Here is a 23,533-nt window from a genome sequence, read left to right as displayed (position 1 = left end):
GCCCGTCCTACCGGTCGGTGTGCCGTCGCGCCCGCAGCGCCAGCCGCAGCCCCAGCACCGTCTGCGGGTCCTCCAGGTCGGTCCCCAGCAGCTGCGCGATCCGCGCCAGCCGGTCGTAGAGCGTCTGCCGGTTGACGTTCAGGTCGCGGGCGGTCTCCGCCTTGCGGCCGGCGCTGGCCAGATAGGCCTCCAGGGTCGGCAGCAACGGCTGGCGGGCGCCCCGGTCGTGGGCCAGCAGCGGGCCGATGGCGCGCTCCACGAAATCGGTGAGCACCCCCTGCTCGCCGTGTTCCCGCATCCGCCACAGCAGCAGCTCGATGTCCAGGCGGCGGGCGTCGTACCAGGGCGCTTCCGGCAGTCCCTGGGCCGCGGCCGCCGCCTCCGCCGCGTGCCGCAGGCCCGGGCCGGCCGCCGCCCAGTCACCCGCGGTGCCGACCACCACCACCGGGCGGTGCGCCGACGGCCGGTCCAGCCCGGCCCGGACCACGCCCGCGCGCAGCGCCTCGGCGACCCGGTCGGCCAGCGCCGCCCGGTCCGGGCCCGCCCGCAGCGCCACCAGCAGCGGCACCCGGCCCTCCACCGGCCGCACGCCGAGCAGCACCGGCACCCCGAGGGCGGCCAGTTCCTCGCGCAGCGCCTGGGCCAGCAGCGCCCAACTGCCGGGGGAGGGCAGCGCGGCCGGCAGCCGCATCACCACCGGCAACACCGCCTCGGCACCCGTCCGGAAGCCCAGCAGCCGGGCCTGCGCCGGCGCCTCGGACGCGGAGATCCGGCCCTCCGCCAGCTCGGCCAGGAAGTCCCCGCGACCGCGGGCGGCCAGCACCTCCTCCTGCCGGGACTGGAGCATGACCACGGCCAGCAGGTCGGCGGCGCGTTCCGCGGCGAGCCGGTGCACCGGCTCCAGCGGCCCGTTCACCGGGAGCAGCACCAGCCGGGCGCGCACCGCGTCCGGCCCGGGCCCGCCGCCGGGCACCTCGATGCGCAGGCCGGAGTCCCGCAGCCCCTCCCAGGCCAGCAGCGGATCGGCGTCCGCCGCGCCGTCGTCGCCCTCGGGCCCGGCGGCGTACAGCGGACTGCCGTCGGGGGCCTCCAGGCACAGCGGGTTGCCGGTGAAGACGGCGAGCAGCCGCAGCACCTCCGGGGCGCCGCCGCCCCGCAACAGCACGTCGGTGCAGCGCCGCAGCAGTTCGTCGGCGCGCCGCAGCAGGGTGTAGTGGCTGTTGATGATCTCGGTGTGGATCTCTTCGGTGACCGTGACGTACGGGACCTCGCGGTGCAGTTGGATCAGCGGCAGCCCGCAGTCCCGCGCGGCGTCGACCAGCGCCACGGGCAGGGTGTCGAACCGCGAGCCCAGCTCCACGACCAGCGCGGCGACGTCCCGGTCGGCGAGCTTGCGGATGAAGGCGCGCTGTTCGGACGGCCGGGTGCCCACTCCCAGCCCGGTGGTCAGCAGCAGCTCGCCGCCCTTGAGCAGTGAGGCGATGTGCGGGACCTCGCCGGCGTGCACCCAGCGCACCGAGCGCCCCAACCGGTCCTCGCCGGCCAGCACCTCCGGCAGGCCGCGCCGCAGCGCCGGCAGCTCCAGCGCCCTGCGTACCGTGACGTCGGCTTCGATCTTCCCGTGCGGCCCCATGCCGGGAACGCTACCGCGCGTACGGCTATCCGGAGGAACGCGATCCGGATCGCCTCCGCCGGTCGCCCGGGACGGCTCGCGCACACCCTCACGCCCGCCGCTCAACTCCTTTTCCTGGAAGCACACTTGACGTTGGCAAGGGGGCCTGGGCAGGGTGCTTGGACCATACCAACGAGAGCGCTCACCCCACCCCCCACAAGGAGCCGCCTCATGATCTCCCGTCGCACCCTGCTCGGCGGACTCGCCGCCGGTGCCGCCACCGCCGCCGTCGCCGGCCGGGCCCTCGGCGCCCCCACCCCCCGGGCGGCCGGCACCCTCCCGCTGCACCTCGTCAACACGTCGGGCGCCTACGCCAACGGCTCGGTCTGGGTCTACATCCTGGGCAACGACGGCACCCAGCAGGTCAGGGTCACCCCGGACGGGAAGCTCGCCCCCGTCGCGGTCGCCGACAACGGCCCGGACGGCTTCACCGACTACGCCATCCCGCTCGCCGCCACCGGCACCACCACCCTTCAGCTGCCCCCGATGTCCGGCCGGATCTACACCAGCCTGGGCGCCAAGCTCAAGATCAAGGCGGTCGCCGACGGCAACGGCAAGCCCGCCCTGGCCTACCCCGCGGGCTGGGTCGCCTCCGACCCCAACTACGACGTGCTGCACGACTGCGCCGAGTTCACCTACAACTCCGCCGGGATGTTCTGCAACACCACCATGGTCGACATGTTCAGCGTCCCGCTCGCCCTCCGGCTCACCGGCAGCGGCGACCAGACCACCGGCACCCTCAAGGACGGCGCCCGGGCCCGGATCTTCTCCGAGGTCAAGGCCGCCGCCGGCTTCGACCGCCTGGTCGTCGACGACCGGCGGGTGATAGCGCCCGGCCACGGCCTGGACAGCGGCCTGTTCGCCGCCGACTACTTCGCCCCCGCCGTCGACGCCGCCTGGTCCGCCTACGCCGGCAAGGACCTGACCGTCACCACCAACGCCGGCACCTTCACCGGCCGGGTCAGCGGCGACCAACTCGCCTTCACCGGCCCCCAAGGCCGCGGGACCCGCTCGGCGGCCCCCGCCGGCCCGATCGCCTTCGGCAAACCGTCCACCCGCGACGTGCTCTTCTGCGACGGCATCCTGGCCGCCCCCAACGACGGCGTCCGGGGCCCGCTGGCCGCCGTCCTCGGGGCCGCCCTCAACCGCTCCACCCTGGCGACCCACCCCGCCCAGCCGGGCACCGACCCGGCCGCCTTCTACCAGCAGCAGGTCACCAACCACTACGCCCGCGTCATGCACGGCGCCACCAAGGACGGCAAGGCGTACGGCTTCGCCTTCGACGACGTCGCCGGCTTCGCCTCCTATGTCGAGGACCACGCCCCCAAGGAGCTCACCCTCACCCTGACGCCCTTCTAGGGACGCCGGCCGGCCGCGGACCGCAGCGAAGGACCTCCGGGGGCGTGGTGCCCCGAAGGGGCGTCACCCCCCGTAGGCCCCGCTCGCGGTCAGCCGCAGCGCCGTGTCGATCAGCGGGACGTGGCTGAACGCCTGCGGGAAGTTGCCCACCTGCCGCTGGAGCCGGGAGTCCCACTCCTCGGCGAGCAGCCCCAGGTCGTTGCGGAGCGAGAGCAGCTTCTCGAACAGCTTGCGGGCCTCCTCCACCCGGCCGATCATCGCCAGGTCGTCGGCCAGCCAGAACGAACAGGCCAGGAACGCCCCCTCGTCGCCTTCGAGGCCGTCCACGCCGAGCCCCTCGCCGGACGTCGGGTAGCGCAGCACGAACCCGTCCTCGGTCGACAGCTCCCGCTGGATCGCCTCGATGGTGCCGATGACCCGCTTGTCGTCCGGCGGCAGGAACCCGACCTGCGGGATCAGCAGCAGCGACGCGTCCAGCTCCTGCGAGCCGTAGGACTGGGTGAAGGTGTTCCGCTCCTTGTCGTAACCCTTCTCGCAGACGTCCCGGTGGATGGTCTCCCGCAGGTCCTTCCACCGGTCCAGCGGGCCGTCCACGTCCCCGGACTCGATCAGCTTCACCGTCCGGTCCACCGCGACCCAGGTCATGACCTTGGAATGCACGAAGTGCCGGCGCGGCCCGCGCACCTCCCAGATGCCCTCGTCCGGCTCGTCCCAGTGCTTCTCCACCCACTCGATCAACTTGATCTGGAGCAGCGAGGCGTAGTCGTTGCGGGCCAGCCCCGTCATGTGCGCCAGGTGCAGCGCCTCGGTGACCTCGCCGTAGACGTCCAGCTGGAGCTGGCCGGCGGCGCCGTTGCCGACCCGCACCGGCCGCGAATCCTCGTACCCGGGCAGCCATTTGAGTTCGGTCTCGCCCAGCTCCCGCTCACCGGCGATGCCGTACATGATCTGGAGGTTCTCCGGGTCGCCGGCCACCGCCCGCAGCAGCCACTCGCGCCAGGCCCGGGCCTCCTCGCGGTAGCCGGTGCGCAGCAGCGAGGACAGGGTGATCGCCGCGTCCCGCAGCCAGGTGAAGCGGTAGTCCCAGTTGCGGATCCCGCCGACGCACTCCGGCAGCGACGTCGTCGGCGCCGCCACGATCCCGCCGGTCGGCGCGTACGTCAGCGCCTTCAGCGTGATCAGCGAGCGCACCACCGCGTCCCGGTAGGGCCCGTGGTACGTGCAGTGCTCGACCCACTCCCGCCAGAACTCCTCGGTCGCCTCCAGCGACGCCTCCGGGTCCGCCAGGGCCGGCGGCTCGTGGTGCGAGGGCTGCCAACTGATCGTGAACGCGATCCGCTCGCCCGGCGACACCGTGAAGTCGGAGTACGTCGTCAGGTCCTTGCCGTAGGTCTCCGCCGAGGTGTCCAGCCACACCGAATCGGGCCCGGCGACCGCGACGGTGCGCCCGTCGACCTTGTGCACCCAGGGCACCACCCAGCCGTACGCGAACCGCATCCGCAGCTCCGAGCGCATCGGCACCCGGCCGCTGACGCCCTCCACGATCCGGATCACCTGCGGAACGCCGTCCCGCGGCGGCATGAAGTCGATCACCCGGACGGTACCGCGCGGTGTGTCCCACTCGGACTCCAGGACGAGTGAATCCCCGCGGTAGCGCCGCCGGTCCGCGGCCCGCGGGCCCTCCGCGCCGATCGGGCCCATCCGCCAGAAGCCGTGCTCCTCAGTGCCCAGCAGCCCCGCGAACACCGCCGGCGAGTCGAAACGGGGCAGGCACAGCCAGTCGACCGTGCCGTCCCGGCACACGAGAGCGGCGGTCTGCATATCACCGATAAGTGCGTAGTCCTCGATGCGCCCGGCCACGTGCATCTCCCGTCGAACTGGAGTCACGCCCCCCATGGGACGTTGTGTGCTGTCCGTCCTGCCCATGAAACGTCGCCGAGCAGCGGGACCGGGAAACGGGCTGGGGGCACTCCCCCAGCTATCACTGGGGCCCCACCCAGCGGTGACTGGGGGAGCGTGGTGCCTTCCCGGACGGCTCGTAGCGAGTGTCCGAGCAGGATACGACGCAGGGGGGTGCTCCGCGCGACGCTCACGTCGAGTGGGGGTGGTCCGAACGGGTGGCCTGGGCGCGGACGCCTTTCGGTGCGTGGCCGGACGCGACCATGTCCGGTCGCTGATAGCCTGGTACCCCGTGGACCGGTGGGACCCAACGGAAGTACGGCACCCCCGAACCGCAGCGACGGCGCCCCTGGCTCTCAGGACCGGCGTCCCTCGCATCTCTCCACCTCGCGACCACGGGAGCCCCCTCTTGGCCATGCCGCCCTCTGCTTCTCGAAAGAACGCAGCCACGACGACCAAGCACCTCTTCGTCACTGGGGGCGTCGCCTCCTCGCTCGGCAAGGGGCTCACGGCCTCCAGCCTGGGTGCTCTCCTGAAGGCGCGCGGCCTGCGGGTCACGATGCAGAAGCTCGACCCCTACCTGAACGTCGACCCCGGGACGATGAACCCGTTCCAGCACGGTGAGGTCTTCGTCACCAACGACGGTGCCGAGACCGACCTGGACATCGGCCACTACGAGCGGTTCCTCGACGTCGACCTCGACGGCTCGGCGAACGTCACCACCGGCCAGGTCTACAACACCGTGATCGCCAAGGAGCGGCGCGGCGAGTACCTCGGTGACACCGTCCAGGTCATCCCGCACATCACCAACGAGATCAAGCACCGCATCCGGCGACTGGCCACCGACGACGTCGACGTGGTCATCACCGAGGTCGGCGGCACGGTCGGCGACATCGAGTCGCTGCCGTTCCTGGAGACCGTCCGCCAGGTCCGCCACGAGGTGGGCCGGGACAACGTCTTCGTCGTGCACATCTCGCTGCTCCCCTACATCGGCCCGTCCGGTGAGCTGAAGACCAAGCCGACCCAGCACTCGGTCGCGGCCCTGCGCAACATCGGCATCCAGCCCGACGCGATCGTGCTGCGCGCCGACCGCGAGGTGCCCACCGCCATCAAGCGCAAGATCTCGCTGATGTGCGACGTCGACGAGGCCGCGGTCATCGCCTGCCCGGACGCCCCGTCGATCTACGACATCCCCAAGGTCGTGCACGCCGAGGGCCTGGACGCCTACGTCGTCCGCAAGCTGGACCTGCCGTTCCGGGACGTGGACTGGACCCAGTGGGCGGACCTGCTCGACCGGGTCCACAACCCCTCGCACGAGGTCAAGGTCGCGCTGGTCGGCAAGTACATCGACCTGCCCGACGCCTACCTCTCGGTGACCGAGGCGCTGCGCGCCGGCGGCTTCGCCAACAAGGCCCGCGTCAAGATCAAGTGGGTCACCTCCGACGACTGCAAGACCCCGGCCGGCGCTCGCGCGCAGCTCGCCGACTGCGACGCGATCTGCGTCCCCGGCGGCTTCGGCGACCGCGGCGTGGACGGCAAGGTCGGCGCCATCACCTACGCCCGGGAGAACAAGATCCCGCTGCTCGGCCTCTGCCTGGGCCTGCAGTGCGTGGTGATCGAGGCGGCCCGCAACCTCGCCGGCATCGAGGGCGCCAACTCCACCGAGTTCGACCCGGCCGCCACCGACCCGGTGATCTCCACCATGGCCGAGCAGATGGACATCGTCGCCGGCGAGGGCGACATGGGCGGCACCATGCGACTGGGCATGTACCCGGCCAAGCTCGCCGAGGGCTCCATCGTCCGCGAGGTCTACGCCGGCGAGCCCTACGTCGAGGAGCGCCACCGCCACCGCTACGAGGTCAACAACGCCTACCGCGGCGAGCTGGAGAAGAAGGCCGGCCTGCTGTTCTCCGGCACCTCCCCGGACAACAAGCTGGTCGAGTACGTCGAGTACCCGCGCGACGTCCACCCCTACCTGGTCGCCACCCAGGCGCACCCGGAGCTGCGGTCCCGCCCGACCCGCCCGCACCCGCTCTTCGCCGGTCTGGTGAAGGCCGCCGTCGAGCGCCAGGAGGCAGCGCGGGAGGCGGGCGCCAAGAAGTAGGCGCCGGCCCGCCGGTTACGGTTGCCGGGGTACGGCCTCCCCCACGGGAGGCGGTACCCCGGTTTCCGCGTTGGCACAGCTATCCACAGGAGGACGCGCATGGCGATCAAGGACACCGCGGTGGAGTGGACGGTCACCGGGACCACCACGCCGTTCACCGGGGCCAAGACGAGCGTGCGCACCGACCGTGTCGTCATGCCGGACGGTTCCACCGTCAGCCGCGACTACCAGGTGCACCCGGGCTCGGTGGCGGTCCTCGCCCTCGACGACGCCGACCGGGTGCTGGTGCTGCACCAGTACCGCCACCCGGTGCGGCAGAAGCTGTGGGAGATCCCCGCCGGGCTGCTCGACGTCCCCGGCGAGAACCCGCTGCACGCCGCACAGCGCGAGCTGTACGAGGAGGCGCACGTCAAGGCCGAGGACTGGCGGGTGCTGACCGACGTCTACACCACCCCCGGCGGCAGCGACGAGGCGGTGCGGATCTTCTTCGCCCGGGGGCTCTCCGAGGTCGACGGCGAGCGTTTCGAGGTCTCCGAGGAGGAGGCCGACATGGAGCTGGCGCGGGTTCCCCTCGACGAGTTGGTCCGCGGCGTCCTCGCCGGCGAACTGCACAACAACTGCCTGGTCGTCGGCGTGCTGGCGCTCACCGCGGCACGGGCCGGCGGCGGCCTGGACGCCCTCCGGCCGGCCGAAGCGCCCTGGCCGGCCCGCCCCTTCGGGGCCTGACGCCGGCACCGGGCGCCGCCGCCTGCCCCCGTTCCGCTCCCGGTCGGATGGTCCGCCGATCCGATCGAGTGACCCAACAGTCCTGCTCCGCAGGGGACGTGACGGGTCGTGAACTACGCTCGACAGGGTTCCCGTACGCGTCCGCGACGGGAGCGTGTCAGCGCGGGCGGACGGGAGCGTGACCGGTGACGGACCAGGTGGTGGGCGGGGGACACCGCGCGCCGGAGGCGGCGCGCGGGTCCGGCACGGGGGACCGGCGGGGGACCCTGCCCCGCCAGGACGGCGCCGCCACCCGTTCCGCACTCCCCGGATTCGCCGGCCGCCGGCACGAACTCAAGGCGCTGCGCACCGACATCCGACGGGCCGGCCTGGACACCCTCACCGGCCGTCGGGGCGCCCGCAGCCGGGTCCTGCTGATCGCCGGCCGCCCCGGCTCCGGCCGCACCACCCTGGCCGAGGCCCTGCTGCGCGAGATCGCGGACGAGTACCCCGACGGGGTGCTGCGCGCCGTCCTGACCGGCCGGGACGGCGCCCCCGTCGGCCTCGACCGGACCGCCCGCGACCTGCTCGCCGCGCTGGGCACCGACGCCCCGCCGGGCGCCGACGAGGACGAGCTCGCCGAGGCGGTCCGCACGGCACTGGCCGACCGGCGGACGGTGCTCCTGCTGGACGACGCGCCGGGTGCCGAGGACGTCGAACCGCTGATCCCGGACGCCCCGGACTGCCTGGTCGTGGTGGTCTCGCAGGGCCCGCTGACCGGCATCTCGGACGTCCGCCCCTGCGCCCTGGGCGGCCTCGACACCGCGGCCGCCGTCGAGGTGCTGTGCCACTACGCGGGGGCGACCCGGGTCACCGTCGACCCGCGGACCGCGGAGGCCGTCGCGCAGGAGTCGGGCGGTCAGCCGGCGGCGCTGATACTGGCGGGTGCCTGGCTCGCCGCCCGCCCCAAGCTCTCCGTCGCCGACCTGCGCCAGGCGCTGCTCGCCGCCCCCCTGCCGCCGGACCTGCCGGCCGGCGCCCACCCCCTGCACCGCGCCTTCCGCCTCACCTACGACGCGCTGCCGCAGGCCGCCGCCCGGATACTGCGACTGGCCACCCTCGCCCCGGACGGCCTGGTGGACCCGCACACCGCCGCCGCACTGGGCGGCTGCACCGTCCCGGCCGCCGCCGCGGTCCTGCACGACTTCGTCGCCCTCGGCCTGCTGCGGCCGCTGCCCGAGGACGACGGGCCGACCGCCCCGCCCGCGGACGCGGCGATCGGCCCCCGGTACCGGCTCCCCGGTTGCCTGGTCCCGCTCTCCCGGGACCTGCTCCGGGAGCAGGAGCGACCGGCCGACGTCCAACTCGCCCGCGCCCGGATGTTGGAGCGGACCGTACGGCTGCTCCAGTCCTGCCGGGCCGCCGCGGAGCCGGAGGGCTCGCCGTCCCGGCGCAAGGCCGGCGAACTGCCCCGCTCGCTGCGCTTCGGCAACCGGGCCGCCGCCGCGTACTGGCTGCGCACCCGCCGAGGCGCCCTGTTGGACGCCGCCCGGATGGCCGTCGAGGACGGTCAACTCGACACGCTGGACCGGAGGTTGATCTCCGCGCTGACCCGCGCGCTGCTCGCCCACCACGGCCCCGAGCGGGCCGCGCCCGACCTCTACACCCTGCACGCGCTGGTCCTGCGGGTCGCCGAACGGCGGCCGTTGCCGCGCGAGCGGGCCGCCGCGCTGCTCAACCTCGGCGACCTGGACGCCGGTGCCGACCGCAGGGAGCAGGCGCTCACCCGGTACCGGGGAGCGCTGGAGGCGGCACGTTCGGTGAAGGACCCGGTGGCCACCGGGCGGGCGCTGGAGTCACTGGGCGACACCTACGGCGCGCTCGGCGACTGGGTCCGCGCCGCCGACTGGTACGGGCGGGCGCTGGAACTGCGGCTGGGCCGGGGCGAGCGGGCCGACGCGGCGCGGCTGCACGCCCGGATCGGTGCCGCGCACGGCGCCGCCGGCCGTTACGAGCAGGCCCTCAAGGACTGCCGGGCCGCCGCCCGGGCCTTCCGCAGGCTCGGTGATTCCGCAGGTCAGGCGCGTGCGGCGGAGGCAACGGCCGGGGTCCACGAGTACGCCGGGGAGCTGGACGCGGCGCTGCGCAGCCGCCTGGAGGCGCTCGATTTCGCCCGTGCGGCGAGCGACACACCCCTGGAGATCCGCCTCCAGCTACGGATTGCGGAGATCCTCGACCGGCTCGGCGACCCAGCAGCGGCACGGCTCCACCGGGCGGCGGGGGAGCGACGACAGCGGGAGCCGCGCGACTGACCTACGAAATCGGTAGTGCTCTTCCGAAAAATGGGTCCTTTGCAAGGCTAGACAACGCGAGGTCCTTCAATAGACTGGTTGAGCCGCGTCCGGCGCGGTCAGTTCCGTCATGCATCGCATGAGGGATAATTCCTTCTGCAAGCTCTCATTCAAGGACCGTGATCGACGTGAAGGTCGGCATCCCCCGCGAAGTCAAGAACAACGAGTTCCGGGTGGCTATCACGCCCGCCGGAGTCCACGAGCTGGTCCGCAACGGCCACCAGGTGTTCATCGAGAAGGACGCCGGCCTCGGCTCGTCCATCCCGAACGAGGAGTACGTCTCCGCCGGTGCCACGATCCTCGGCACCGCCGACGAGGTGTGGACCACCGCCGACCTGCTGCTGAAGGTCAAGGAGCCGATCGCGGAGGAGTACCACCGCCTCCGCAAGGACCAGACCCTCTTCACCTACCTGCACCTGGCCGCGTCCAAGGAGTGCACGGACGCGCTGCTGGAGTCCGGCACCACCGCGATCGCCTACGAGACCGTCGAGACCGCCAACCGCGCGCTGCCGCTGCTGGCCCCGATGTCCGAGGTCGCGGGCCGGATCGCCCCGCAGGTCGGCGCCTACCACCTGATGCGCCAGGCCGGCGGCCGCGGCGTGCTGCCCGGCGGCGTTCCCGGCGTCCAGGCCGGCAAGGCCGTCGTCATCGGCGGTGGCGTCTCCGGTTGGAACGCGGTGCAGATCGCCGTGGGCCTCGGCTTCCACGTCACCCTGCTCGACAAGGACATCAACAAGCTCCGCGAGGCCGACAAGATCTTCGGCACCAAGGTGCAGACGATCGTCTCCAACGCCTACGAGCTGGAGAAGGCCGTCGTCGAGGCCGACCTCGTCGTCGGTGCGGTCCTGATCCCCGGTGCCAAGGCCCCCAAGCTGGTCACCAACGAGCTCGTCGCCAAGATGAAGCCGGGCAGTGTCCTTGTCGACATCGCCATCGACCAGGGCGGCTGCTTCGAGGACTCGAAGCCGACCACGCACGCCGAGCCGACCTTCCCGGTCCACAACTCGGTCTTCTACTGCGTCGCCAACATGCCGGGCGCGGTGCCGAACACCTCCACCTACGCCCTCACCAACGCCACCCTGCCCTACATCGTGGAGCTGGCGAACCGCGGCTGGGTCGAGGCGCTGCGCCGTGACCCCGCGCTGGCCAAGGGCCTGAACACCCACGACGGCAAGGTCGTCTACCCCGAGGTCGCCCAGGCCCACGGCCTGGAGTACGTGGAGCTGCGCACCCTCCTCGGCTGAGGCGTCAACCGCACGCGTCAAGCACCGCACAACCGGCCGGGCCTCCTCGACAGGGCCCGGCCGGTCGCATGTGCGACGCGCCCCCGAGGAGGCTCTCCTCGGCCGTCTCTCAACTCGCCGTGAACGTAACCGTTTAACCGATTCGCGCACCCCCGAAACATCCGTCTTGTGCGCTGTGCACTCTTGACATCGGGGGGTTCCGTTACCGACACATCGGGCCGGGTCCGGCGGATTGTGTTGCTGCGGACGCCCGACACGCCATAGAGTCGCCAACCGTCGGCATGGTGCCACGCTGACCTATCGATAAGTTTCCTGGTCACATCCAAGGAGGTAAGACGACTTGTGAATGAGTCGACATTTACTCCCGGAAGTGGTCGGCCAGGAGCGGTTGCACGGGGCCAGGGTCCCTCGGGGCGCGAGGCTGTCGGCTCCGTAGCGGTCCACACCTTCGCAGCCCATCAGAGCACTTCCACGACAGCCCACCAGAGCATGGACGGCCAACACGTGAACGCCATGGCCGGCGACCGGGGCAGTGGACAACCCGCCCGTCTCGCTGACTACGACGACCTGCCCGAAGGGCACTTCTACGACCCGGATGCCGAGTACGAGCCGGACCCGGAATACGCGGCGACGCTCGCACCGGACGCGGCGCGCCAGCGTCGCGAGCGGGTCGGCCCGACCGGGCGCCCGCTTCCTTACTTCCCCATCCCGGGGCCGTTGTCGGAACACGGCCCGGCGAAGATCATCGCGATGTGCAACCAGAAGGGCGGGGTCGGCAAGACCACCTCGACCATCAACCTGGGTGCCGCACTCGCCGAATACGGCCGTCGGGTGCTGCTCGTCGACTTCGACCCGCAGGGTGCCCTGTCGGTCGGACTCGGCGTCAACCCGATGGAGCTGGACCTGACGGTCTACAACCTGCTCATGGAGCGGGGCATGTCGGCCGACGAGGTCCTCCTCAAGACCGCGGTCCCCAACATGGACCTGCTGCCCAGCAATATCGACTTGTCTGCGGCAGAGGTCCAGTTGGTCAGCGAGGTCGCCCGCGAGTCGACGCTCCAGCGGGCGCTGAAGCCGCTGCTGCCCGACTACGACTACATCGTCATCGACTGCCAGCCCTCGCTCGGCCTGCTGACCGTCAACGCCCTGACGGCCGCTCACAAGGTCATCGTGCCGCTGGAGTGCGAGTTCTTCGCGCTGCGCGGTGTCGCGCTGCTCACCGAGACGATCGAGAAGGTCCAGGAGCGGCTCAACCCCGAACTCCAGCTGGACGGCATCCTCGCGACGATGTACGACTCCCGGACCGTGCACAGCCGCGAGGTCCTGGCACGCGTCGTCGAGGCGTTCGACGACCACGTCTACCACACCGTCATCGGCCGTACGGTCCGCTTCCCGGAGACCACCGTCGCCGGTGAGCCGATCACCACCTACGCCTCCAACTCCGTGGGGGCCGCGGCCTATCGCCAGCTCGCCAGGGAGGTGCTCGCCCGGTGTCACGCCGAGTGAGTCTGCCCGGAGCCGACGAACTGTTCCGCACCACCGGGGGAGTGGGCCTGCAACCGTCCGCTCCCCGCCGTACGAACGGTGGCGCGGCCACCGGGGGCGACGACGCCCGGGTGCCCGCGCCGGCCGGCGAGCCGACCCCCGCGTCGGACGCTTCCGAGGAGGGCCCCGGGGCGCGTCGGCGGCGGGCCGGTGACGGCCCGGACGGAGGGGCGCCGTCCGCCGGTGACGGCGCCGTCGGGGCGGCGCGCAGCGCACCCGCAGCGGCGCCGGCCGAACACGCCGGCCGCGAGTCGGAGGCGGAGGCCGCCGCGGGGCACCGCACGCCGGGCGGCCGGGCGGCCCGCGCCGAGCGGGAGGCCGCGGCCTCGGCCCCGGCCGGTGCGTCGGGCCGCCGTCGGGGGCGCGGCGCCAACCGTCGCCCCAGTGGCCGGGAACGGCACGACGAGAAGATCACCGTCTATGTCTCCGCCGAGGAGCTCATGGACCTCGAACACGCCCGCCTGGTGCTGCGCGGCGAGCACGGCCTCGCGGTCGACCGCGGCCGGATCGTGCGCGAGGCGGTGGCAGTGGTCCTCGCGGACCTGGAATCGCGCGGGGACGCCAGCATCCTGGTGCGGCGGCTCCGCGGCCGCTAGGCACGTCTTCCCCGCCCCGCGCCCGCCCGGCCCGGCTGACGGTGCCTGGGGCCCCTTCCCGGGGTGCGTGCGACACGCCCCGCGGGACCGGTCCCCGGCGCGCGGCGGGATAGCCTGCCAGTCCGGCGGGGTGTCCCGCCGTGACCACCCCCCGCCCCGGCGCGGGACCGCAGCACCCTGGACCGCCATGCCGACGACCGACGACGACGCCCCCGCCCCGCGCCGTACCCGCCGCACCCTCGGACGGGGGCCGGGCACCCTCCTGGAGGACGCGCCCGGGACGTCCGGCCGGACGGTCGTGGCGGAGCACGACACCGCGGACGAGGGGGCCACCGCAGCGGCGCAGACGGGCGTCCCGGAGCCCGTGGCGGGCGCGGAGACGGCCGCGCCGACGCCTCGGAAGGGGGACGCGGAGGGCGGCGACGGCCGGTTCACGCTCCGGCTGGAGAACTTCGAGGGGCCCTTCGACCTCCTGCTCCAGCTGATCTCCCGGCACAAGCTCGACGTGACCGAGGTCGCGCTCTCCCGGGTGACCGACGAGTTCATGGCCCACATCCGGGCCATGGGGCCGGACTGGGACCTCGACCAGACCACCGAGTTCCTGGTCGTCGCGGCCACCCTGCTCGACCTCAAGGCGGCCCGGCTGCTGCCCGTCGCCGAAGTGGAGGAGGAGGCCGACCTCGCCCTCCTGGAGGCCCGGGACCTGCTCTTCGCCCGATTGCTCCAGTACCGCGCGTACAAGCGGATCGCGGAGATCTTCAGCGGCCGGCTGGCCGAGGAGGCCCGGTGCTTCCCCCGTACCGTCGGACTGGAGCCGCACCACGCGGAGCTGCTGCCCGAGGTCGTCATCGGCATCGGGGCGGAGGGGTTCGCCAAGCTCGCCGTGAAGGCGATGCAGCCCCGGGCGAAACCGCAGGTCTACGTCGACCACATCCATGCCCCGCTGGTCAGCGTGCGGGAGCAGGCCGAGGTGGTGATGGCGCAGCTCCGGGCGTCCGGCGAGGCCGCCTTCCAGGACCTGGTCGCGGACGCCCCGGACACCCTGACCGTCGTGGCGCGCTTCCTGGCGCTCCTGGAGCTCTACCGGGAGCGGGCGGTCGCCCTGGACCAGGAGGAGGCGCTGGGCGCGCTGACGGTCCGTTGGACGGGCGCGGAGGGGGCGGCCCCACGGGTCACCGACGAGTTCGACCGGGCGGCCGGCGCCGCGGACGGCGGGACGGCGGGGGCCGCGGACCAACCGGAGACGGACGACGAGCAGGAGGAGCCGGCGTGAGCGGCGCGGGATACGAGATCACCGAGCAGGGGCCGGGGGAGCACCGCGGGCCCGAGGAGGCGCCGACGGGTGCGCTGGGCGTGGCCGCGCTGGAGCTGAAGCCGGCGCTGGAGGCCGTCCTCATGGTCGTCGACGAGCCGGCGACCGAGGAGCACCTGGCCCGGGTGCTCCAGCGGCCCCGCCGGGCGGTGGCGCTGGCGCTGCGCGAGCTGGCGGACGACTACACCCGCCAGGGCCGGGGCTTCGACCTGCGGCTGGTGGCCGGCGGCTGGCGGTTCGCCTCGCGCGCGGCGTACGCGGACGCGGTGGAGGGCTTCGTCCTGGACGGCCAGCAGGCCCGGCTCACACAGGCCGCATTGGAGACTCTGGCCGTGGTCGCGTACCGTCAGCCGGTCAGCCGTTCCCGCGTCTCGGCCGTCCGCGGAGTCAACTGCGACGGCGTGATGCGCACGCTCCTCCAGCGCGGCCTGGTGGAGGAGGCGGGGACGGAACCTGAAACAGGTGCGATCCTGTACAGGACGACGAATTACTTTCTGGAGCGGATGGGCCTGCGCGGCCTGGACGAGCTCCCTGAGCTGGCCCCGTTCCTCCCGGAGGCGGACGCGGTCGAGGGCGACTCCCCGGAAGGTATCCCGTCGTTCGACGTAGACGACAGCGGCGACTCTCAGACGGATCATTGATGCGAAGCAGCGGCAGTAACAGCAGGGGCAGCGGCGGCGGTAGGGGCAACAACTACCGCGGCGCGGGCAACAAGCGGGACGAGAAGCAGCAGCGCGCTGGCCGACCCCGTCCCGAGGAGCGCCGCTACGACGTCGGCGGATCCGCGGGCGGCGACGAGCGCCGGGAGGGCGGCAAGTCCGGTGCCCGGGGCGCGGCGGCCCGCGGCGGCGCCAAGGGCGGTCCCCGTACCGGCGCGTCCCAGGGCGGCCGGCCGGGCGGCAAGGGCGGTCAGCAGCGCGGCCGCGGGCAGGCCCCCGCACGGCCCCGCGAGTACGACGCCAAGATCGAGGAGCGCAACCGCGCCCGCTACGAGAACAAGCCGCAGGTCAAGACCCCCAAGACCTTCGGTGACCAGGAGGGCGAGCGGCTGCAGAAGGTGCTGGCCAGGGCCGGCATGGGCTCCCGGCGCGCCTGCGAGGAGCTGATCGACCAGGCCCGGGTCGAGGTCAACGGCCGGATCGTCACGGAGCAGGGCGTCCGGGTCGACCCGGAGAAGGACGAGATCAAGGTCGACGGCCTGACGGTCGCCACCCAGTCGTACCTCTTCTTCGCGCTGAACAAGCCCGCCGGTGTGGTCTCCACCATGGAGGACCCCGACGGCCGCCAGTGCCTGGGCGACTACGTCACCAACCGGGAGACCCGGCTGTTCCACGTCGGACGGCTGGACACCGAGACCGAGGGCATCATCCTGCTCACCAACCACGGCGAGCTGGCCCACCGCCTCACGCACCCGCGGTACGGCGTCACCAAGACCTACCTGGCCGCCATCCAGGGCCCGCTCCCGCGCGACCTGGGCAAGCGGCTCAAGGACGGCATCCAGCTGGAGGACGGCTACGCCCGCGCCGACCACTTCCGGGTCGTGGAGAACACCGGCAAGAACTACCTCGTCGAGGTGACCCTGCACGAGGGCCGCAAGCACATCGTGCGCCGGATGCTCGCGGAGGCCGGCTTCCCGGTCGACAAGCTCGTCCGGACGCACTTCGGCCCGATCGGGCTGGGCGACCAGAAGTCGGGTTGGCTGCGCCGGATGACCAACACCGAGGTCGGGATGCTGATGCGCGAGGTCGACCTCTAGGGATCGCCCCGTCCGGCCCGGCCGTCGCTTGCGGGGCCGCCCACCACCCCTTAATGTCACTGTGACGATTAAGGGGTGGTTTTCCATGACCGAAGCGATGGGGGAAGCGATGCGGGCGCCGACGGGCGCCCGGACCGCGGCGACCGGCGCGCTCGTCGGGCTGGCGCTCGGTGACGCGCTCGGCTTCCCGACGGAGTTCGACGACGTACCGGCGATCCTCGCCCGGTGCGGTCCCTGGCGGGAGCTGGCACTGCCCGAGCCCGCCCTGGTCAGCGACGACACCCAGATGACGCTGGCGTTGGGGCGCGCCGTCCGCGCGGCCCTGGACGGCGGCCCGCTGACCGCCGCGACGCTTCTCCCGCCGGTCCGCCGGGAGTACGTGGCCTGGTGGCGCTCGCCCGACAACAACCGGGCCCCGGGCGGCACCTGCCTGCGGGCCTGCGCCCTGCTCGCCGACGCCCACCACCCCTGGGCCGAGGCCAGCCAGATCGGCTCGAAGGGGTGCGGCGCCAACATGCGGGTGGCGCCCCTCGCACTGGTGCCCTCGCTCACCCCCGAACAGCGCGCCGGCGCCGCCCAACTGCAGTCCGCACTGACCCACGGGCACCCCACCGGGCTCGCCGCCAGCGACCTCACGGCGCGTGCGGTGCGCGCCCTCGCCGACGGCGTCCGCCCCGCCGAACTGCCCGGCCTGCTGCGCGCCCACGCCCACGCGCAGCGCACCCGCTACCGCGAGGACTGGCTCGGCGACCTCTGGCGGCGCTCCACGGCCCCGACCCCGACGACGTTCATCGCCCGCGGCTGGGACGACTGCCTGCGCGTCCTGGACCGGCTGGACGCGGCGCTCGCCGCCCCCGACCGGGAGGCCGACCCGTGCCTGGCCACCGGCGCCGGCTGGATCGCCGAGGAGGCGCTGGCCACCGCCCTGCTGTGCTTCCTGCTCTTCCCGGACGAGCCGGTCACCGCCCTGCGCCGGGCCGCGTGCAGCTCCGGCGACTCGGACTCGATCGCCTGCCTCGCCGGCGCCTTCGCCGGCGCCCGGCTCGGCGCCGACGCCTGGCCCCGGGAGTGGACCGCCCGCATCGAGCACCGCGACGAGCTCCTGGCCCTCGGGGCGGCCTGGGACGGCTGATCCCCGCCGTGCGGGGGCGGCCGCGGCCCGGGCGCTCTCAGTCCCGCAGCGCCGACGCGCGGCGCGTGCGGTGCAGGAAGTCCGCGACCCGGGCCCGGTCCGGGCCGGCCGGCAGCGGCGAGTCGGGCAGCGCCGCTGCCGCCTCCGTGCACAGCACCGACAGCCGGCGCTCGACCTCCTCCCACGGAACGTCGCCCCGGCGCACCGCCAGCAGTTCCTCCCGGGCCGCGCCGACCTCCAGCGTCAGCACGCCGGTGCGGAGCAGGTCGCGGACGCCCGCCATCGTGCGCAGCAGGTGCATCGCCTGCTTCCACCGCGGCGCCCCGCGCCGGGCCACGTCGGCCCGCAGTTCCTTGTGCCGCCCGGCGGCGTAGCGGGCGTAGACGTCGTGGACCGCGCGGGACAGGAAGGCGCCGCGTAGCGCCAGCAGCTCCCGGCCGGTGGCGTCGACGTGCTCCACGAGGGGGGAGTGCAGGCATTCCAGGGCGGTGGGGTTGGCCCGCAGCGCCAGCTCGCAGAAGCGTTCCAGCTCCCAGGAGAACTGCTCCGGGCGGGGCCCTTCCACATGGGTCGGCGGCTTCTCGAAGCGCCAGAAGAGCGGGGTGGGTGCGAGGAAGACCCCGCGCCGGTCGGTGTCGCTGTCCTCGGTGGCCAGCCCGAAGGCGCGCGAGCCCATCACGCACGCGTAGACGGTGTGCCCGGTGACGAGCGCGTGGTGCGGCGGGTCCGGGGGGCCGGCCGGATCCGCGGGAGGGGTCGGCATGACCGGATTGTCGCCGGGCGGGGCCGTCGCCTGCCACCGGTTTCCCGGGAGCTCGGGGTCCGTTCGTCAGTGGCGCTGGTTACGCTGATCAGTGCGTACGCGGACGTGTGCGCGTACGCACGACGCAGGGGAGCAGGGACGTGGCGGTACGGGCCGTGCGCGGGGCCGTCCAGTTGGAACGGGACGACGTGGAGCACATGCGGGAGCAGGTCGGCGCGCTGCTCACCGCGCTGTTGGAGCGCAACGACCTGGTGCCGGACGACCTGATCAGCATGTGGTTCACCGCCACGCCCGATCTGCACAGCGACTTCCCGGCCGCCGCCGCCCGCGCCCTGGGGATCACCGACGTCCCGCTGATCTGCGCCCAGGAACTGGACGTGGCCGGTGCCATGCCGCGGGTGGTGCGGGTGCTCGCCCACGTCGAGACCGAGCTCTCCAAGGCCGGTGTCGCCCACGTCTACCTCGGCGCCGCCGCGGCGCTCCGGAAGGACATCGCCCAGTGAGAACCGCACTCGTCATCGGAACGGGCCTGATCGGCACCTCGGCCGCCCTCGCGCTCAGCGCCCGCGGCGTGCAGGTCTACCTGGCGGACCACGACCACGCCCAGGCCCTGACGGCCGCCGCGCTCGGCGCCGGCACCGCCGAGCCGCCCCCGGGGACGGTCGACCTGGCCGTCGTCGCGGTGCCCCCGGCGCACGTCGCCGCGGCGCTGGACGACGCGATCCGGCGCGGCGCGGCGCGCGCGTACATCGACGTCGCCAGCGTCAAGGGCGGCCCGCGCCGCGAGCTGGAGGCACTCGGCTGCGACCTGTCCGGCTACCTCGGCACGCACCCGATGGCCGGCAAGGAGCGCTCCGGACCGCTGGCCGCCACGGCCGACCTCTTCGAGGGCCGCCCCTGGGTGCTCACCCCGTCCCCCGGCGGCGACACCGAGGTGCTCAACCTCGCCCTGGAGCTGGTCGCGCTCTGCCGGGCCGTCCCGGTGGTGATGGACGCGGACGCCCACGACCGTGCCGTCGCCCTGGTCTCGCACACCCCGCAGCTGGTCTCCAGCCTGGTCGCGGCCCGCCTCAAGGGCGCCGACGAGACCGCAGTCCGCCTGTGCGGCCAGGGCATCCGCGACGTGACCCGGATCGCCGCCTCCGACCCCGGGATGTGGATCGACATCCTCTCCGCCAACCCCGGCCCGGTCGCCGACGTCCTGGCCGAGGTCTCCGCCGACCTGGACGCCACGGTCCGCTCGCTGCGCTCCCTGGAGTCCACCGACGAGGACAGGCGCGGCACCGGTGCCGACGGCATCGCGGACGTCCTCCGCCGGGGCAACGCCGGCCGCGAGCGGGTCCCGGGCAAGCACGGCGCCGCCCCGTCCGTCTACGAGGTCGTCGCGGTCTACATCGGCGACCAGCCCGGTGAGCTGGCCCGGATCTTCGCCGACGCCGGCCGCGCCGGGGTCAACATCGAGGACGTCCGCATCGAGCACGCCACCGGCCAGCAGGCCGGCTTCATCCAGCTCATGGTGGAGCCGCAGGCGGTGCCGGGGCTGACCGCGGAGCTGCGGGAGCGGGGGTGGTCGATCCGGCAGTGACACCGTGGACGGCGCGCTCCGGGTGAGCCAGTAACCTTGTCCGAGGCCCTGGGCCCCTTCGTCGAACGCCCGACCGCCGGTCGACGACCGGATCCAGCGTCCTGGACCGCGCCCCGTGTGTATCAAGAAAGGTGTTCGTCACCGTGGAAACCGCCGACCGGACCGCCCCGGCTGCAGTGATTGTCGCCATCGACGGCCCCGCAGGCACGGGCAAGTCCAGCACGTCCAAGGCCGTCGCCGGCAAGCTGGGGCTGGGCTACCTCGACACCGGTGCGCAGTACCGCGCGATCACCTGGTGGATGCTGACCAACGGCATCGACGTCAACGACCCGGTCGCGGTGGCCGACGCCTGCGTCAAGCCCGTGATCGTCTCCGGCACCGACCCGGCCGCGCCCACCATCACCGTCGACGGGCTGGACGCCGCCGGCCCGATCCGCAGCGCTGAGGTCACCGCCGCGGTCAGTGCGGTCAGCGCCGTCCCCGAGCTGCGCGCCGTCATCACCGACCTCCAGCGCACCATCGCCGCCGAGGCGCCGCACGGCATCGTCGTCGAGGGCCGGGACATCGGCATAACCGTCCTGCCGGACGCCGACCTCAAGATCTTCCTCACCGCCTCCCCCGAGGCGCGGGCCGCCCGGCGCAACGGCGAGCTCAAGGGCACGAACGCGCAGCAGGCGACCGACCTGGCCGCCACCCGCGAGGCGCTGATCAAGCGGGACGCGGCCGACTCCTCCCGCAAGACCTCGCCGCTGGCCAAGGCGGACGACGCCGTCGAGGTCGACACCACCGACCTGACGCTGGATCAGGTCATCGAGTGCGTGGTCACCCTCATCGAGGGTGTCAGCGCCGAGAAGGCGGGGCGGGACATCCGGTGACCGACGGCGGCAAGGCGCCGAGCCCCCGCGGGGCCGCGGTCGGCCGGCGGATCGGCATCGGACTGATGTACGGCCTGTGGAAGCCGCGGGTGCTGGGCGCCTGGCGGGTGCCGGCCTCCGGGCCGGTGATCCTCGCCGTCAACCACTCCCACGGCATCGACGGCCCGATGCTGATGGGCACCGCACCCCGACCGGTGCACTTCCTGATCAAGAAGGAAGCCTTCGTCGGTCCGCTGGACCCGTTCCTGCGGGGCATCGGACAGCTGAAGGTGGACCGCCAGAGCACCGACCGCAAGGCGATCACCGACGCGCTCGACGTGCTGACGTCCGGCGGAGTGCTGGGAATCTTCCCGGAGGGCACCCGCGGCGAGGGCGACTTCGCGTCCCTGCGGGCCGGCCTCGCCTACTTCGCGGTGCGCTCCGGCGCCCCGGTCGTCCCGGTGGCGGTGCTCGGCAGCACCGACCGCCTCAGCCGGCTCACCCCGGCCCTGCCGCGGCTGCGCGGCCGTGTCGACGTCGTCTTCGGCGACGCCTTCGACGCGGGCGACGGCAGCGGGCGGCGCACCCGTAAGGCGCTCGACGAGGCGACCGTACGGATCCAGGAGCGGCTGACCGCCCACCTGGCACAGGCCCGGCGCCTTACCGGGCGCTGACCGACACTTGAGCAGTGGGCCCGCCTTCGAGCGGCCCACCGACCACATGGATGAACGAGGAACGGACTTCATGAACGACCAGATCCCCACCGGCGACGAGCACGGTGCGCTTGGCGACGCCGAGTACGCGGAGTTCATGGAGCTCGCCGCGGAAGAGGGCTTCGACCTGGAGGAGGTCGAGGGCGACATCGCCGCGGCCGGCCACGGCCCGCTCCCGGTGCTCGCCGTCATCGGCCGTCCCAACGTCGGCAAGTCGACCCTGGTGAACCGCATCATCGGCCGCCGCGAGGCGGTCGTCGAGGACCGGCCGGGCGTCACCCGCGACCGCGTCACCTACGAGGCCGACTGGAACGGCCGTCGCTTCAAGGTCGTCGACACCGGCGGCTGGGAGCAGGACGTCCTCGGCATCGACGCGTCCGTGGCGATGCAGGCCGAGTTCGCCATCGAGGCCGCCGACGCGGTGGTCTTCGTCGTCGACGCAAAGGTCGGTGCCACCGACACCGACGAGGCCGTGGTCAAGCTGCTGCGCCGCGCCGGCAAGCCCGTCGTCCTGGTCGCCAACAAGGTCGACGGCCAGTCCGGCGAGGCCGACGCGGCGATGCTGTGGTCGCTGGGCCTGGGCGAGCCGCACCCGATCTCCGCGCTGCACGGCCGGGGCACCGGCGACATGCTCGACGCGGCGCTGGAGGCGCTCCCCGAGGCGCCCGCGCAGACCTTCGGCACGGCCGTCGGCGGCCCCCGCCGGATCGCCCTGATCGGCCGGCCGAACGTCGGCAAGTCGTCGCTGCTGAACAAGCTCGCCCGCGAGGAGCGAGTGGTCGTCAACGAACTCGCCGGCACCACCCGCGACCCGGTCGACGAGCTGATCGAACTGGGCGGCAAGACCTGGAAGTTCGTGGACACCGCCGGCATCCGCCGCCGGGTGCACCTCCAGGAGGGCGCCGACTACTACGCCTCGCTGCGCACCGCGGCGGCCGTGGAGAAGGCCGAGGTCGCGGTCGTCCTGATCGACGCGGGCGAGTCCATCAGCGTCCAGGACCAGCGGATCATCACGATGGCCGTGGAGGCCGGTCGGGCCCTGGTCATCGCCTACAACAAGTGGGACAACCTCGACGAGGAGCGCCGCTTCTACCTGGAGCGCGAGATCGAGCGGGACCTGGTGCAGATCCCGTGGGCGATGCGGGTCAACGTCTCCGCGCGCACCGGCCGCCACATGGACAAGCTGGTGCCGGCGATCGAGACCGCACTGGCCGGCTGGGAGACCCGGATCCCCACCGGGCGGCTGAACGCCTTCCTCGGCGAGATCGTGTCCTCCCACCCGCACCCCATCCGCGGCGGCAAGCAGCCCCGGATCCTCTTCGGCACCCAGGCCGGCACCAAGCCGCCGCGCTTCGTGCTCTTCGCGTCGGGCTTCCTGGAGGCGGGCTACCGCCGCTTCGTCGAGCGCCGGCTGCGCGAGGAGTTCGGCTTCGAGGGGACGCCGATCCACATTTCGGTGCGGGTGCGTGAGAAGCGCGGCACCAAGAACAACAAGAAGAAGTAACCGCGGTCCGGTCCGCGGGCGGCGCCCCGCTCCGCCCGCGCCGGCCCGGTACGGGTCAGCGCCCGCCGTGGGGCCGGGAGCCGTCCCGCGGGCCCGGCGGCAGCGCCGCCGGGAGCTGCCCCCGCGGCCGGAACGGCTGCCGGCCCACCACCTCCCACTGTCCCGGCGCCGTCGCGCCGTGGCTCCAGTTGCCGCCGCGCAGCGCCTCCGGTACCTCCGGCTCGTCCGTACGGTCCCCGGGCAGCGCCCGGAAGGAGCGGCGGTACTCGGCGTAGAGCGCGTCGTAGATCGGCGTGGCCGAACCGCGGTCGGCGATGCGCGGCGCCCCGTGGTCGCGGGCCGGGCGCATGCCGGGGATGGGGTGGGGGAACTGGGCGCGGGGGGAGGGGTCGTATGCGTGCACGTAGGTGCAACGACCCCGATCCGCACGGGATGCGGC

General features: G+C 73.3%; 20 protein-coding genes. 16 read left to right on the top strand and 4 right to left on the bottom strand.

Annotation, left to right across the window (positions count from 1 at the left end):
* Window positions 1-7: 7 nt before the first annotated feature.
* Window positions 8-1,633, bottom strand: a complete 1,626-nt coding sequence (locus ACJ6WD_RS27815; protein WP_233660435.1) for a PucR family transcriptional regulator ligand-binding domain-containing protein — start codon at window positions 1,631-1,633, stop codon at window positions 8-10.
* A gap of 210 nt (window positions 1,634-1,843) precedes the next feature.
* Here ACJ6WD_RS27815 and ACJ6WD_RS27810 point away from each other — a divergent pair, with 210 nt between their 5' ends.
* Window positions 1,844-3,031 (top strand): beta-1,3-glucanase family protein, encoded by a 1,188-nt coding sequence (locus tag ACJ6WD_RS27810; RefSeq protein ID WP_233660437.1) that lies wholly within the window; start codon window positions 1,844-1,846, stop codon window positions 3,029-3,031.
* A gap of 63 nt (window positions 3,032-3,094) precedes the next feature.
* On the opposite strand, the gene ACJ6WD_RS27805 is transcribed toward ACJ6WD_RS27810, so the two are convergent.
* Complete coding sequence (locus ACJ6WD_RS27805) at window positions 3,095-4,897, bottom strand: glycoside hydrolase family 15 protein (protein WP_233660512.1); 1,803 nt, start codon at window positions 4,895-4,897, stop codon at window positions 3,095-3,097.
* A gap of 448 nt (window positions 4,898-5,345) precedes the next feature.
* Here ACJ6WD_RS27805 and ACJ6WD_RS27800 point away from each other — a divergent pair, with 448 nt between their 5' ends.
* The 10 genes from ACJ6WD_RS27800 to ACJ6WD_RS27755 all read left to right on the top strand — a co-directional run bounded on the left by ACJ6WD_RS27800 (window position 5,346) and on the right by ACJ6WD_RS27755 (window position 17,675).
* Window positions 5,346-7,034 carry a CTP synthase gene (locus ACJ6WD_RS27800; protein ID WP_016573845.1) on the top strand — a complete coding sequence of 563 codons (1,689 nt, stop codon included), beginning with the start codon at window positions 5,346-5,348 and terminating at the stop codon, window positions 7,032-7,034.
* A 99-nt stretch (window positions 7,035-7,133) separates the two neighbouring features.
* Window positions 7,134-7,760 (top strand): NUDIX hydrolase, encoded by a 627-nt coding sequence (locus ACJ6WD_RS27795; protein WP_016573846.1) that lies wholly within the window; start codon window positions 7,134-7,136, stop codon window positions 7,758-7,760.
* A 185-nt stretch (window positions 7,761-7,945) separates the two neighbouring features.
* Window positions 7,946-10,051, top strand: a complete 2,106-nt coding sequence (locus tag ACJ6WD_RS27790; RefSeq protein ID WP_376557188.1) for a tetratricopeptide repeat protein — start codon at window positions 7,946-7,948, stop codon at window positions 10,049-10,051.
* A 167-nt stretch (window positions 10,052-10,218) separates the two neighbouring features.
* Complete coding sequence (ald, locus tag ACJ6WD_RS27785; RefSeq protein WP_331248477.1) at window positions 10,219-11,334, top strand: alanine dehydrogenase; 1,116 nt, start codon at window positions 10,219-10,221, stop codon at window positions 11,332-11,334.
* A 342-nt stretch (window positions 11,335-11,676) separates the two neighbouring features.
* Complete coding sequence (locus tag ACJ6WD_RS27780) at window positions 11,677-12,840, top strand: ParA family protein (protein WP_078487510.1); 1,164 nt, start codon at window positions 11,677-11,679, stop codon at window positions 12,838-12,840.
* Window positions 12,825-13,475: a hypothetical protein gene (locus ACJ6WD_RS27775; RefSeq protein ID WP_331248472.1), complete on the top strand. Its 651-nt coding sequence runs from the start codon at window positions 12,825-12,827 to the stop codon at window positions 13,473-13,475. The genes ACJ6WD_RS27780 and ACJ6WD_RS27775 overlap by 16 nt, the downstream gene beginning before the upstream one ends.
* A 187-nt stretch (window positions 13,476-13,662) precedes the next feature.
* Window positions 13,663-14,748, top strand: coding sequence for a segregation and condensation protein A (locus tag ACJ6WD_RS27770; RefSeq protein WP_407616746.1), 1,086 nt, complete (start codon window positions 13,663-13,665; stop codon window positions 14,746-14,748).
* A 17-nt stretch (window positions 14,749-14,765) separates the two neighbouring features.
* Window positions 14,766-15,428, top strand: a complete 663-nt coding sequence (gene scpB / locus ACJ6WD_RS27765) for an SMC-Scp complex subunit ScpB (protein WP_374206864.1) — start codon at window positions 14,766-14,768, stop codon at window positions 15,426-15,428.
* Window positions 15,428-16,543 carry a pseudouridine synthase gene (locus tag ACJ6WD_RS27760; RefSeq protein ID WP_376442182.1) on the top strand — a complete coding sequence of 372 codons (1,116 nt, stop codon included), beginning with the start codon at window positions 15,428-15,430 and terminating at the stop codon, window positions 16,541-16,543. The genes scpB and ACJ6WD_RS27760 overlap by 1 nt, the downstream gene beginning before the upstream one ends.
* An 85-nt stretch (window positions 16,544-16,628) precedes the next feature.
* Window positions 16,629-17,675 carry an ADP-ribosylglycohydrolase family protein gene (locus ACJ6WD_RS27755; protein WP_407616745.1) on the top strand — a complete coding sequence of 349 codons (1,047 nt, stop codon included), beginning with the start codon at window positions 16,629-16,631 and terminating at the stop codon, window positions 17,673-17,675.
* A gap of 37 nt (window positions 17,676-17,712) precedes the next feature.
* On the opposite strand, the gene ACJ6WD_RS27750 is transcribed toward ACJ6WD_RS27755, so the two are convergent.
* Window positions 17,713-18,438, bottom strand: a complete 726-nt coding sequence (locus tag ACJ6WD_RS27750) for a DNA polymerase beta superfamily protein (RefSeq protein ID WP_267953247.1) — start codon at window positions 18,436-18,438, stop codon at window positions 17,713-17,715.
* Window positions 18,439-18,578: 140 nt separating this feature from the next.
* On the opposite strand from ACJ6WD_RS27750, the gene aroH reads away from it, so the two are divergent.
* The 5 genes from aroH (at window position 18,579) to der (ending at window position 23,094) form a co-directional block, all read left to right on the top strand.
* Complete coding sequence (gene aroH / locus ACJ6WD_RS27745; RefSeq protein WP_407616744.1) at window positions 18,579-18,941, top strand: chorismate mutase; 363 nt, start codon at window positions 18,579-18,581, stop codon at window positions 18,939-18,941.
* A complete protein-coding gene (locus ACJ6WD_RS27740) occupies window positions 18,938-20,023 on the top strand; it encodes a prephenate dehydrogenase (protein WP_233660445.1) in 1,086 nt (361 codons plus the stop codon). The genes aroH and ACJ6WD_RS27740 overlap by 4 nt, the downstream gene beginning before the upstream one ends.
* A gap of 131 nt (window positions 20,024-20,154) precedes the next feature.
* The gene (cmk, locus tag ACJ6WD_RS27735) at window positions 20,155-20,898 is read left to right on the top strand and encodes a (d)CMP kinase (protein WP_016573451.1); all 744 of its coding nucleotides are present in this window, start codon (window positions 20,155-20,157) and stop codon (window positions 20,896-20,898) included.
* Window positions 20,895-21,551, top strand: coding sequence for a 1-acyl-sn-glycerol-3-phosphate acyltransferase (locus ACJ6WD_RS27730; protein WP_016573450.1), 657 nt, complete (start codon window positions 20,895-20,897; stop codon window positions 21,549-21,551). Before cmk ends, ACJ6WD_RS27730 begins: the two co-directional genes overlap by 4 nt.
* A 70-nt stretch (window positions 21,552-21,621) precedes the next feature.
* The gene (gene der, locus ACJ6WD_RS27725) at window positions 21,622-23,094 is read left to right on the top strand and encodes a ribosome biogenesis GTPase Der (RefSeq protein WP_016573449.1); all 1,473 of its coding nucleotides are present in this window, start codon (window positions 21,622-21,624) and stop codon (window positions 23,092-23,094) included.
* 55 nt (window positions 23,095-23,149) lie between these two features.
* Here the strand turns inward: der and ACJ6WD_RS27720 are convergent, their stop codons facing one another.
* Complete coding sequence (locus ACJ6WD_RS27720; RefSeq protein ID WP_020930089.1) at window positions 23,150-23,497, bottom strand: hypothetical protein; 348 nt, start codon at window positions 23,495-23,497, stop codon at window positions 23,150-23,152.
* Between the last annotated feature and the right edge of the window lie 36 nt (window positions 23,498-23,533).

Source organism: Streptomyces sp. VTCC 41912 (assembly GCF_045799175.1).
Taxonomy (GTDB): Bacteria; Actinomycetota; Actinomycetes; order Streptomycetales; family Streptomycetaceae; genus Streptomyces; species Streptomyces albulus_C.
Note: the sequence above shows the minus strand (reverse complement) of the source record. Positions and strands in the feature narration are given on the sequence as shown.